This window comes from Pseudomonas sp. 25 R 14 (assembly GCF_900004755.1).
Lineage (GTDB): Bacteria > Pseudomonadota > Gammaproteobacteria > Pseudomonadales > Pseudomonadaceae > Aquipseudomonas > Aquipseudomonas brenneri.
In genome coordinates this window covers 232,760-244,158 of the sequence record NZ_CVTS01000038.1, presented here as the reverse complement: position 1 = coordinate 244,158, position 11,399 = coordinate 232,760, and the positions used below count along the sequence as shown (strand labels likewise).

General features: G+C 59.4%; 11 protein-coding genes. 7 read left to right on the top strand and 4 right to left on the bottom strand.

Annotated features, from left to right (window positions below; genetic code table 11):
• Positions 1-112 precede the first annotated feature (112 nt).
• Entirely contained in the window at positions 113-1,525 is a 1,413-nt protein-coding gene (locus tag BFQ03_RS10960) for a lytic transglycosylase domain-containing protein (RefSeq protein WP_032861216.1), read from the bottom strand.
• Between the two features lie 98 nt (positions 1,526-1,623).
• On the bottom strand, positions 1,624-2,391 hold the full coding sequence (gene gloB / locus BFQ03_RS10955) for a hydroxyacylglutathione hydrolase (protein ID WP_032861214.1): 768 nt from the start codon (positions 2,389-2,391) through the stop codon (positions 1,624-1,626).
• Between the two features lie 65 nt (positions 2,392-2,456).
• On the opposite strand from gloB, the gene BFQ03_RS10950 reads away from it, so the two are divergent.
• The gene (locus BFQ03_RS10950) at positions 2,457-3,215 is read left to right on the top strand and encodes a class I SAM-dependent methyltransferase (RefSeq protein WP_065943069.1); all 759 of its coding nucleotides are present in this window, start codon (positions 2,457-2,459) and stop codon (positions 3,213-3,215) included.
• 85 nt (positions 3,216-3,300) lie between these two features.
• Positions 3,301-3,753, top strand: a complete 453-nt coding sequence (gene rnhA / locus BFQ03_RS10945) for a ribonuclease HI (protein WP_010171667.1) — start codon at positions 3,301-3,303, stop codon at positions 3,751-3,753.
• A 3-nt stretch (positions 3,754-3,756) separates the two neighbouring features.
• On the opposite strand, the gene BFQ03_RS10940 is transcribed toward rnhA, so the two are convergent.
• Entirely contained in the window at positions 3,757-4,707 is a 951-nt protein-coding gene (locus tag BFQ03_RS10940; protein WP_065943068.1) for a glycerophosphodiester phosphodiesterase family protein, read from the bottom strand.
• A 135-nt stretch (positions 4,708-4,842) separates the two neighbouring features.
• Between BFQ03_RS10940 and BFQ03_RS10935 the strand changes: the two genes are divergently transcribed.
• The 3 genes from BFQ03_RS10935 (at position 4,843) to BFQ03_RS10925 (ending at position 7,680) form a co-directional block, all read left to right on the top strand.
• Positions 4,843-5,757 carry an AraC family transcriptional regulator gene (locus tag BFQ03_RS10935; RefSeq protein WP_065943067.1) on the top strand — a complete coding sequence of 305 codons (915 nt, stop codon included), beginning with the start codon at positions 4,843-4,845 and terminating at the stop codon, positions 5,755-5,757.
• Between the two features lie 141 nt (positions 5,758-5,898).
• Positions 5,899-7,002 (top strand): NAD(P)-dependent alcohol dehydrogenase, encoded by a 1,104-nt coding sequence (locus BFQ03_RS10930; RefSeq protein WP_065943066.1) that lies wholly within the window; start codon positions 5,899-5,901, stop codon positions 7,000-7,002.
• Between the two features lie 105 nt (positions 7,003-7,107).
• Positions 7,108-7,680: a nuclear transport factor 2 family protein gene (locus BFQ03_RS10925; protein WP_139115675.1), complete on the top strand. Its 573-nt coding sequence runs from the start codon at positions 7,108-7,110 to the stop codon at positions 7,678-7,680.
• A gap of 10 nt (positions 7,681-7,690) precedes the next feature.
• Here the strand turns inward: BFQ03_RS10925 and BFQ03_RS10920 are convergent, their stop codons facing one another.
• Positions 7,691-7,996, bottom strand: coding sequence for a DUF2388 domain-containing protein (locus tag BFQ03_RS10920; RefSeq protein WP_065943065.1), 306 nt, complete (start codon positions 7,994-7,996; stop codon positions 7,691-7,693).
• Between the two features lie 203 nt (positions 7,997-8,199).
• Here BFQ03_RS10920 and dnaQ point away from each other — a divergent pair, with 203 nt between their 5' ends.
• Positions 8,200-8,940, top strand: coding sequence for a DNA polymerase III subunit epsilon (gene dnaQ / locus BFQ03_RS10915; protein ID WP_175403896.1), 741 nt, complete (start codon positions 8,200-8,202; stop codon positions 8,938-8,940).
• 196 nt (positions 8,941-9,136) lie between these two features.
• Entirely contained in the window at positions 9,137-11,392 is a 2,256-nt protein-coding gene (locus tag BFQ03_RS10910; protein WP_032861209.1) for an Orn/Lys/Arg family decarboxylase, read from the top strand.
• The last annotated feature ends 7 nt before the right edge of the window (positions 11,393-11,399 follow it).

Genomic DNA, 11,399 nt, shown 5'->3' with positions numbered 1-11,399 from the left:
AGGCGGCTTGGGCTTTATGATCGGTACAGTAACAGCTTGTTCCACTTGGAAAAAGGCTGTTGAAAATGACAAAAATCAATGTGGGAGCGAGCAAGCCCGCTCCCACAAGGGATCAGCGCGGCCCGGACACCACCAGCATCTGCCCCGGCTTCAGCGCCTGGCCAGTGCGTGGGTTCCAACGCTTGAGATGTTGCATCTCGACGTTGAAGCGCTTGGCAACCATGTACAGCGAGTCACCTTTCTTGACCTTGTACTGCACCGGCTTCTTGCCGCCAGCCTTGGCCACGACTTTGCGGGTGTCCTGCATCACCAGGGTCTGGCCGACTTTCAAGGCCTGGCCATTGAGCTTGTTCCAGCGCTGCAGGTCATGCACGTCGACCTTGTTGGCCTTGGCAATCAGCGTCAGGTTGTCACCGCTCTTGACCTTGTAGCTGCGCGAGCGGCCGGCCACGGCCTTGTGCTCAACCTCGTCGAACACCGGCTTTTTCGGGCGCAGGCTCAACAACTCCTCGGGATTCATCGAGGACAGGCTACTGGCCAACAATTGCGCCTTGGAGGTGGGCACCAGCAGATGCTGGGGGCCGTCCAGGGTAGTGCGTTGCTTGAAGGCCGGGTTGAGCTGGAACAGTTCGTCTTCGTCGATCTCAGCCAGCGCAGCGACCCGGGACAGGTCCATGCTTTGCTTGACTTCAACCATCTCGAAGTACGGCGCGTTGGCAATCGGGTTCAGGTTGACGCCGTAGGCCTCGGGAGCCAGCACCACTTGGGACAGCGCCAAGAACTTGGGCACGTAGTCCTTGGTTTCCTGGGGCAGTGGCAGGTTCCAGTAGTCGGTGGGCAGACCGAGCTTTTCGTTACGTTCGATGGCCCGGCTGACCGTGCCTTCACCCGCGTTATAGGCCGCCAGGGCCAGCAACCAGTCGCCGTTGAACATATCATGCAGACGTGTCAGATAGTCCAGGGCAGCAGTGGTGGAGGCGGTGATATCGCGACGGCCATCGTAGGCGCGGGTCTGGCGCAGGTTGAAGTAGCGCCCGGTGGAGGGAATGAACTGCCACAGGCCAACCGCATCGCTGCGTGAATAGGCCATTGGGTTGTAGGCACTTTCAATGACTGGCAGCAGCGCCAGCTCCAGGGGCATGTTGCGCTCTTCAAGGCGCTCGACGATGTAATGAATATAGAGACTGCCGCGTTCGCCGGCGTTCTCCAGGAAAGAGGGGTTGCTGGCGAACCATAGGCGTTGTTGCTCGATACGCGGGTTGACGCCGACGCCGTCCTGCAATTGGAACCCCTGGCGCATGCGCTCCCAGACATCCTGGGGCACCTGTGGGCTTGGCTTCTCTGAGAGCCAAAGGGGTTTTTGCTTGATCTTGGCAGTTAAGACAGGTTTGGGTTGCACGGTGGATTGTGCAGCGTAATTGGTGGTTTGGCAGCCCGCCAGAGTTGCGGATACAGCCACCGCAATGGCTTGAGCCAGGCGGGTCAATGCGTCTGAATGGTTGGATTTACGAATAGATGACGACATTGGCTGGAAGTTAGTTCCGGGCAAAAATGTCGGGCGATTCTAGAAAGCGCTTCGGTTCCGGTCAACCACTCAGAAATTTTGTATCAGAACCTGTCTGCTTAGAACGTATCTTTCCAAGCGCGCAAGCTAGCAAACACCTCGCTCCCAGAGCGGTTATCGCGGCCATTCCGCTCGTCCGCTTTTTGTTTAACGGATGTTTCAGCGGTGCGCAAAAAAGGGTTGGTCAGTTTTTCCAGGGCTAGGGTCGAGGGCAGAGTCATCTTGCCGCCTGCCCGGAGTTGGCTGACTTTTGCCACCCGTTCGGCGATATCGGTGTTATCCGGTTCCACGGCCTGGGCAAAACGCAGGTTACTTTGTGTGTATTCGTGGGTGCAGTAGACCAGCGTGTCGGCCGGCAGGGCGGCCAGGCGCTCAAGGGAGTTGTACATCTGCTCCGGTGTGCCTTCGAACAAGCGTCCGCAACCGGCGGCGAACAGTGTATCGCCGCAGAACAGCAAGCCATGATGATAAAAGGCTATATGGCCGAGGGTATGGCCCGGTACGGCGAGCACGTCGAAGTCCCAGCCCAGCACCTCGATCTGGTCGTTATCGTTGAGCGCAACGTCACGGGCCGGGATCTTTTCGTTGGCCGGGCCATAGACCTTGGCGCCTGAGACTTGCTTGAGCTGTTCGACCCCGCCCACGTGGTCAGGATGATGGTGAGTCACCAGGATGTCGCTGAGGGACCAGTCCGGGTGCTGTGCAAGCCACGCCAGCACGGGCGCGGCATCGCCGGGATCGACCACCGCGCAACGATGGCTGCGATGGTCTTGTAACAACCAGATGTAGTTATCGGTGAAGGCGGGCAGGGCACTGATCTGTATCATTCTTCTATTCGCCAAGCTGAACACATTGGTGCATCTTAGAACGTCTTGGCGAGTTGGAGAATGCAATGACTGATAAAGCGTTCGCCCAGGCCGATCCCGAATGGCTGGCCTTGATCAGCGCAGCCCGTGAATGGCTGTCCGGGCCGATCGGGCAATTTCTGCTGGAACAAGAGCGGTTGATGCTTGAAGAAGAGCTGGAGCGCTTCTTCGGTGGCTACCTGGTGCATTACGGCCCATCGGCCCAGACACCGCCGCCCGCGCGCCAGGTGCAGCGCAATGTACGCCTGGGCGCGCCGTTGCCCGGGGTCGAGATTGTGTGCGAGGAACAGGCCTGGCCCTTGAGCGAGCACGCGGCCGATGTGGTGGTGATGCAGCATGGCCTGGATTTCTGCCTGTCACCCCATGGGTTGCTGCGTGAGGCGGCCAGCGCCGTGCGTCCTGGCGGCCATTTATTGATCGTCGGCATCAACCCCTGGAGTTCATGGGGCCTGCGGCACGTCTTTGCCCATGACGCATTGAGCCAGGCCCGCTGCATCTCACCCTCGCGGGTCAGCGACTGGTTGAACCTGCTGGGTTTCGCGCTGGAGAAACGCCGCTTCGGGTGCTATCGTCCGCCGCTTGCCTCGCCCAAGTGGCAGGGCCGTTTGGCTGGCTGGGAGCGCCGGGCCGGCGCATGGCAGTTGTCCGGTGGCGGTTTCTACCTGCTGGTGGCCCGCAAGATCGTGGTCGGGCTGCGGCCGGTGAGCCAGGTCCGGCGTGAGCCCATGGGTAAACTGGTGCCGATGCCCCTGGCCAAGGTCAACCGTCGCTCCAGCGAGCCATAAATCATTTTTCTGGAATTTTGGTCGTAGTGTTCGACCTCGGGAGCTGCCGGTCGATTGCCGGCAACCCGCTTTGATGGATAGCGTAATGACCGATAGCGTAGAACTCTTTACCGACGGCGCCTGCAAGGGCAATCCTGGTCCGGGCGGCTGGGGCGCCTTGCTGGTGTGCAAGGGCGTGGAGAAGGAGTTGTGGGGCGGCGAAGCCAATACCACCAACAACCGCATGGAGCTGATGGGCGCCATTCGTGGTCTCGAAGAGCTCAAGCGCCGTTGTGACGTGTTGCTGGTGACCGACTCGCAGTACGTCATGAAAGGTATCAATGAGTGGATGGTCAACTGGAAGAAGCGTGGCTGGAAGACTGCGGCGAAGGAGCCGGTGAAGAATGCCGATCTGTGGCAGTTGCTCGACGAGCAGTGCAATCGCCATAACATCACCTGGAAGTGGGTGCGCGGGCACATCGGCCATCCCGGCAACGAACGGGCTGACCAGTTGGCCAACCGTGGGGTGGATGACGTGCGCGGTTACAAGCAGAGCTGACGCTCAGTTACACCGCAGCGGCCGTTCGAGCCGCTGCTTCACATCCCGCATCGTGCGCGGCGAGTCAACCAGTACCGCATCGACCTTCAAGCAAGCGGCAGCCCGATAATCGTCTTCGCTGTTGATCCCGATCGCCAAAATGCTCAATTTGCCCTTGGATTGGAAGCAGTTGATGGCCTGGGGTGTCCACAGTTTGGCATTCACCGGTGAACGGGCTTCACCCAGGGTGAAGGTTTCCACCAGTTCAACCTTACGCTGATATTCAAACGCCACCCAGCTACCGGCTTGCGGTGCCGGGTTGCAGCTGTGCGCCAGGGCGACGTTTGCCAAACGGTCACGCGTCCCGTCCCGGGATTCGAACAGCCGGGCCTGGGGGTATTGAGAGAACGCTTGCTGGTAGCTGGCATCGGTGGAGTAGATCAGCACTCGGCTCCAGGCGTGGTTTTGCGCCAGTATCCGGGCGACAGCCTTGGCCTGTGGGGCGGCCGGCAGGGCTTTCATGTCGAGGATAATGGGGGTTGTGGCAGGAATGACGTTCAGCGCCTGTTGCAATGAGGGTAGCGATACGGTTTGGGTACGGTAGGGATACGTCACCTGGCCATCGGCTGCTGTTTGCTTGAACTGCCAGCCCGCGTTGAGTTGTTGCAACTGGGCCCAGGTTTTCCCGGCTACCGCGCCTGAGCCCTGGGTGTTGGCGCTCAGGTCAGTCGGCCGATATAACACGGGGACATCGTCACTGCTCAGTTGTACGGTGAGCCAGAGCATGTCGACGTTATTGCGCAAGGCATTGTTGATTGCCAGCAGCGTGTTCTCCGGAAAGTCCGCCGTGCCACCCCGGTGTGCCACGATCAGCGGCAGGTGCTCGCCCGAAGTGTTGGAGGCTGGCAGGGAGGCGCACCCGCTCAGGAGGAGGCTGGAGATGAGCAGTGCGCTGGCATATCGAGTTTCAATCATTGGGGTTCGCGTTCTCTGGGGTATGCCCGGCATACTGTCCGGGCAGGGAAAATGGCGTAATGACTGGCCTGACTGATAAACTAAAGTAGCGGCCATTTAATTAATACCTTACCGAATTCCACCCGGGAGCGCTGGATGTCCTCTTCACCCCATGCCGATGTTCAGGCGTTTCTCGACGAAGCGGTGGAGAGCGAGCCCGAAGGCCTGACGTACACGCCGCCGGGGATTTCGCAAATGATCCACCGTGCGCTGCCGCCCTGGGGCGCTATCGAGTGCGTGCAGGTGGCGCATCGTCCTCACCAGTTTGAAATGCGCCGCCAACAGCACCAGTTTGTGCTTTATCGGCAAGGTTCGGTCAGTGATGGCGAGGTCAGTATCGACGGCTTGCGGCAAGCCGGTGCCCGGGCTCTGGATCAGGTCATTGACTTTATTCCGGCCGGGTCATTGTTCGAAGGCTGGACTGGGGCGCGCGCCAGGATTGGCTATGTACTGGTGTCGGTTGATGAGGATCAATTGGCCGAGGTCTGTCCGACCTATCGCGCCCAAAAGGATCTCAGGCCGCTGATCAGCTGTCATGACGGATTCCTGCGAGGGCTGCTCAAGCGCCTGGATCAGGTGGTACGTGACGGCAAGACCGATACGTTGTACCTGGAAACGTTGGTCATGCTGTTGATGCAGGAAGTGCGAGCACTGCAGCAGTTGCCCGATACCTCGCCGAGCAACACGGGTGAGTTGGGTCTGGTGCAACGCCAGCGCTTGACCGAATACATTGAAGCGTCCCTGGCCAATGAGGTGCGCCTGGCCGACTTGTCGAACATCGTTAACCTCAGCCCCTACCATTTTTCCCGAGTATTCCGACGCACCTTCGGGATGTCACCGTACCAGTACCTGTTGCTGTGTCGGGTCAACCGGGCCAAGCACTTGATTACCACCACTGACCGCAGCCTGCTGGACATTGCCCTGGACACCGGGTTTGCCGGTGCCAGTCAATTTTCTCGAGCGTTTCGCCGGGTTGTCGGGCAGTCCGCCAGTGAGCTGCGTCGTCCCTAGACGCCGCTCATTGCGCAAGAAGCGTCAATACAACAGCAGGTAAGGTAAAGCTGCCGGTGGATCTGCCCGTTAGTCTGGCTTCAACGACTGGTTACTCCGGTAACCAGTGTCAAGCCACTGACGTTGCAGAGAAAAAACGCCATGAGAATCCTGGCTGCCGTTACCGAAGGCAAAGGCCCACTGTTTGACCTGCGCCAGTTGCAACTGGACACACCACGCAGCGGCGAAGTCCGGGTCAAAATCATCGCCACCGGCATCTGCCACACCGACCTCGCCGTACGTGACCAACAGATCGCGGTCGCGATGCCCGTTGTGCTCGGTCATGAAGGTGCCGGTATCGTCGAGCACGTCGGACCGAATGTCAGCCATGTGCAGGTGGGTGACAAGGTCATCCTGTCCCTGGGCTTCTGTGGTCAATGCGGCCACTGCGCCAGTGGCCTGCCGACGTACTGCGATGAGCATTTTGACTACAACTGGAAAGCCTCTCGTGCTGATGGCTCGGTGTCATTGCATGACAATGGGCGGCCGGTGCACAGCCACTTTTTCGGCCAGTCTTCGTTCGCCAGCTACGCGGTGGTAACCGCCAGCAGCCTCGTCAAGGTTGCAGATGACGCGCCACTGGAGTTTTTGGGGCCCTTTGCCTGCGGCGTGATGACCGGCGCCGGGGCGGTGATGAATACCCTGAAACCGGCGCCTGGTACTGCCATCGCTGTGTTTGGCATGGGTGCGGTGGGCCTGAGTGCGGTCATGGCGGCGCGGGCTATCGGTTGCAACCCGATCATCGCGGTAGACACGCAAGCGTCACGCCTGGCGGTTGCCCAAGAGATGGGGGCGACTCACCTGATTGATGCGAGTCAGGGTGACTCGGTGCAACAGATCATGGCGCTGACCGCCGGCAAGGGCGTGAAATACGCCGTCGAATGCGCCGGTCATGTTGGCGTGATGACCAGCGCTGTCAACGTCCTGGAAGAGGGTGGGGAGGCCGTGCTGACCGGCGTGGTCGCACCCGGGACCCAACTGTCTCTGGATGTCATGCAACTGATCCGGGGCCGAGTGGTGCGCGGCAGCATCATGGGCGACGCGGCACCTTCAGTCTTCCTGCCTCGACTGGTGGCGTTGTTCCAGCAAGGGCGTTTCCCGGTAGACAAAATGATCCGCTTTTACGATCTGGCGCAGATCAACCAGGCGATCGCGGATATCCATTGCGGCGAAACCATCAAGGCCGTCCTGCGCATGCCCCATTGAGCCACACCTTGCCCCCGTGCTGTCAGGCCATGACCGCATCGGGAAAGTTGCGCCCGCAATAAAGCCGAATCAACCCGTTAGTCAATCGAGAGTGAGGTAATAAACATGATGAGTCTTCGTGGATGGTTACTGGGTGTGCTGGTCACCACGGCAGTCTTTGCCGCCGGGGTTAACGCTCAACCCAAAGCAGCAATCAAGGAACAGGGCGGCTTTTACTACCTGTCGCCGGGGTACACCAAGGCCGACGTGGCTGACTTCTACTGGCGTAGCCTGGATGGATGGTCGGAGCATCCGGCCGAAATGGCCAAGTACTACGCAAAGGATGGCACTTACGAGCTGACCTATGCGCCAGTGGATGACTTCCCGAATGCGGGCTTCAAACGCGTGAACAAGGGCCGCCAGGAGATGACCGATTACTTCACCAACTTCAGTAAGCAAATGGGCAACTTGAGGTACAGCGACCCTAAGACCTGGACCTTGCTTGAGACCACTGAAAAGGGCACTTATGTCTTTGAATACACCAGCGACGGTGTGATTCGCTCCAGTGGCAAGCCCTACCATCAGACCTTCATCGCCATTTTGCACATGGCCAAGGACGGGCAGATCCAGTCCGTACGTGAATACTGGAACCCCTACGTGGCCCTGCGGGATTTTGACCTGATCAAAAAGACCCGGTAATCGACATCGGTCACAGGATCAGGATTGCACGGGCGAGTTGCTCGTCCGTGCACTGTAAGTCCACCAGGGTGTGGCGAATGTGCTGGAATGCCGATTCCAACTGGACGCCGCGTATTTCACCTTGGCTTGCGACAAACGAGGCGGCGTCAGCCTTGGCCGCCAGCACCACTTTGTCGTCCTTGAAGCTGCTGCTGGTGCCTTTGGTGGCACTCATCGACAGGCTGACCAGGGCGTCAGTCGTCATGACAAAGCTGGTGGCCTGCACACTGGCGGCGCTGAACAGGCACAACGTGAACAGCCATTTTATGTTGAACATGAACCTGAGTATTCCGCATCAGAGAGAGGCACGCAGGCTAGCAACGACGCGTGTAGCAAACAGCAGCAGGTTTGCTAAACCTTGTAAAAAACTGTTGGGTGCGCGCCCATGGGCTTCTGCCATGGGTCGCTTCGGTTATAGAGCGTGCTAATATCTCGCCCCTTGAAATGCACCGAACCGTTGAGAGCTGAACCCTGATGGCCATCCGATCTGTTGTACTCGATACCGAAACCACCGGCATGCCGGTGACCGATGGTCACCGGATCATTGAAATCGGTTGTGTCGAGTTGATGGGCCGCCGTCTCACCGGTCGGCATTTCCACGTGTATCTGCAGCCCGACCGGGAAAGTGACGAAGGTGCGATTGGCGTCCACGGTATCACCAACGAATTCCTGGTGGGCAAGCCGCGCTTTGCGGAAGTTGCCGATGAGTTTTTCGAGTTCATCAACGGCGCGCAACTGATCATCCATAACGCGGCGTTCGACGTTGGCTTCATCAACAACGAATTCGCCCTGATGGGCCAGGCGGATCGCGCGGACATCACCCGTCACTGCTCGATCCTCGACACCCTGATGATGGCCCGTGAGCGCCACCCGGGCCAGCGCAACAGTCTCGATGCCTTGTGCAAGCGTTATGGGGTCGACAACTCCGGCCGTGAATTGCACGGCGCCTTGCTCGACTCGGAGATCCTGGCGGACGTCTACCTGACCATGACCGGTGGGCAGACCAGCCTGTCCCTGGCGGGTAACGCCTCCGATGGCAACGGTTCGGCAGAAGGCTCGGGCAACCGGCCTTCGGAAATCCGCCGCCTGCCGGCTGATCGCAAAGCCACCACCATCATCCGCGCCAGCGAGCAGGACATGGCCGAGCACGTGGCACGCCTGGAAGCCATCGCCAAATCGGCGGGTGCGCCGGCGTTGTGGACTCAACTGACCCAGCACTAAATTGCGGTCAAAAATGTAGGAGCGGGCTTGCCCGCGATTGCGGTGTGACAGTCAGCGCATTCGTTACTGGCCCACCGCTATCGCGAGCAAGCCCGCTCCCACACAAGCCCATTCCTACATTAGTTATTATCTTCATTCGCCACATTCGCTCCCAGCTTCTACCCTGAGTACATCGCCCTCAGGACGCCAAGCCCTCATGTACAAAGACCTGAAGTTCCCCATCCTGATCGTGCACCGCGACATCAAGGCTGACACCGTTGCAGGTGATCGGGTCCGAGGAATCGCCCGGGAATTGGAGCAAGAGGGTTTCAGCATTTTCTCCGCCATGGATTACGCCGAAGGCCGGTTGGTGGCCTCGACCCATCATGGCCTGGCATGCATGTTGATCGCCGCTGAAGGCGCCGGGGAAAATACCCATCTGCTGCAAAATATGGTGGAGCTGATCCGCCTGGCGCGCCTGCGTGCGCCCAACCTGCCGATCTTTGCCCTGGGTGAGCAAGTCACTCTGGAAAATGCCCCGGCCGATGCCATGAGCGAGCTCAACCAACTGCGTGGCATTCTCTACCTGTTCGAAGATACGGTGCCGTTCCTGGCCCGGCAGGTGGCCCGCGCGGCGCGTACTTATCTCGATGGCCTGTTGCCGCCATTCTTCAAGGCCCTGGTGCAGCACACGGCCGATTCCAATTATTCCTGGCACACCCCGGGGCACGGTGGTGGCGTTGCCTATCGCAAAAGCCCGGTGGGGCAGGCGTTTCATCAGTTCTTCGGGGAGAACACCCTGCGCTCTGACTTGTCAGTGTCGGTGCCGGAGCTGGGCTCGCTGCTGGATCACACCGGCCCCTTGGCCGAAGCCGAAGCCCGCGCGGCCCGAAACTTTGGTGCTGACCACACGTTCTTCGTGATCAATGGCACGTCTACCGCGAACAAAATTGTCTGGCACTCCATGGTCGGGCGCGATGATCTGGTGCTGGTGGATCGCAATTGCCATAAGTCGGTGTTGCACTCGATCATCATGACCGGGGCGATCCCGCTGTACTTGTGCCCGGAGCGCAATGAGCTGGGAATCATCGGCCCGATTCCACTCACGGAATTCAGCCGCGAGTCGATTCGCGCGAAGATCCAGGCCAGCCCCTTGACCCGTGGCCGCGAGCCCAAGGTCAAGCTGGCGGTGGTGACCAACTCGACCTATGACGGCCTGTGTTACAACGCCGAGTTGATCAAGCAGCAATTGGGCAACAGTGTCGAAGTGCTGCACTTTGACGAGGCCTGGTACGCCTATGCCGCCTTCCACGAGTTTTTCGCCGGGCGCTATGGCATGGGCACTTCGCGTACGCCCGACAGCCCGCTGGTGTTCACAACGCACTCGACGCACAAATTGTTGGCGGCATTCAGCCAGGCCTCGATGATCCATGTACAGGACGGTGGGGCGCGGCAATTGGATCGTGATCGCTTCAATGAGGCGTTCATGATGCATATCTCCACCTCGCCGCAGTACAGCATCATCGCCTCGCTTGATGTGGCATCGGCCATGATGGAAGGCCCGGCAGGGCGTTCGTTGCTCCAGGAAATGTTCGATGAGGCCCTGAGCTTTCGCCGGGCCCTGGCCAATCTGCGCCAGCATATCGCCGCCGATGATTGGTGGTTTTCCATCTGGCAACCGCCTTCGGTGGCCGGTATCGACCGGGTCGCGACGGCTGACTGGTTGTTGCAGCCGGAAGCCGACTGGCACGGCTTTGGGGATATCGCCGAAGACTATGTGTTGCTCGACCCGATCAAGGTCACCCTGGTCATGCCTGGCCTGACAGCGGGTGGCGCCTTGAGTGACTGCGGGATTCCGGCGGCGGTGGTCAGCAAATTCCTTTGGGAACGTGGCCTGGTCGTAGAAAAGACCGGGCTGTATTCGTTCCTGGTGCTGTTCTCCATGGGTATTACCAAAGGTAAGTGGAGTACCCTGCTGACGGAATTGCTGGAGTTCAAGCGCAGTTACGACGCCAATACCAGCCTGGCCAGTTGCCTACCGTCGGTATTCCAGCAAGGGCCGGCACGCTATCAGGGCCTGGGTTTGCAGGATTTGTGCGACCAGTTGCACGGCTGCTATCGCAGCAATGCCACAGCCAAGCACCTCAAGCGCATGTACACCGTTTTACCTGAAATCGCGATGAAACCGGCCGATGCCTATGACCAACTGGTCCGTGGCGAGGTCGAGGCGGTTTCCATCGACGCCTTGCCAGGGCGTATCGCTGCCGTGATGCTGGTGCCTTATCCGCCGGGCATTCCGCTGATCATGCCGGGGGAGCGCTTTACTGAATCGACGCGTTCGATCATCGACTACCTGGCCTTTGCCCGGGAGTTCGATAGCAGTTTCCCCGGGTTTGTCGCCGATGTGCATGGGTTACAACACGAAGACGACGGCAGCGGTCGTTGTTACACCGTCGATTGCATCAAGTGTTAAGGAAGGT

Excerpts from the sequence above, each read along its gene's own strand:
- BFQ03_RS10960 (WP_032861216.1), bottom strand. The coding sequence starts at position 1,525 with ATGTCGTCATCTATTCGTAAATCCAACCATTCAGACGCATTGACCCGC.
- gloB (WP_032861214.1), bottom strand. The coding sequence starts at position 2,391 with ATGATACAGATCAGTGCCCTGCCCGCCTTCACCGATAACTACATCTGG.
- BFQ03_RS10950 (WP_065943069.1), top strand. The coding sequence starts at position 2,457 with ATGACTGATAAAGCGTTCGCCCAGGCCGATCCCGAATGGCTGGCCTTG.
- rnhA (WP_010171667.1), top strand. The coding sequence starts at position 3,301 with ATGACCGATAGCGTAGAACTCTTTACCGACGGCGCCTGCAAGGGCAAT.
- BFQ03_RS10940 (WP_065943068.1), bottom strand. The coding sequence starts at position 4,707 with ATGATTGAAACTCGATATGCCAGCGCACTGCTCATCTCCAGCCTCCTC.
- BFQ03_RS10935 (WP_065943067.1), top strand. The coding sequence starts at position 4,843 with ATGTCCTCTTCACCCCATGCCGATGTTCAGGCGTTTCTCGACGAAGCG.
- BFQ03_RS10930 (WP_065943066.1), top strand. The coding sequence starts at position 5,899 with ATGAGAATCCTGGCTGCCGTTACCGAAGGCAAAGGCCCACTGTTTGAC.
- BFQ03_RS10925 (WP_139115675.1), top strand. The coding sequence starts at position 7,108 with ATGATGAGTCTTCGTGGATGGTTACTGGGTGTGCTGGTCACCACGGCA.
- BFQ03_RS10920 (WP_065943065.1), bottom strand. The coding sequence starts at position 7,996 with ATGTTCAACATAAAATGGCTGTTCACGTTGTGCCTGTTCAGCGCCGCC.
- BFQ03_RS10910 (WP_032861209.1), top strand. The coding sequence starts at position 9,137 with ATGTACAAAGACCTGAAGTTCCCCATCCTGATCGTGCACCGCGACATC.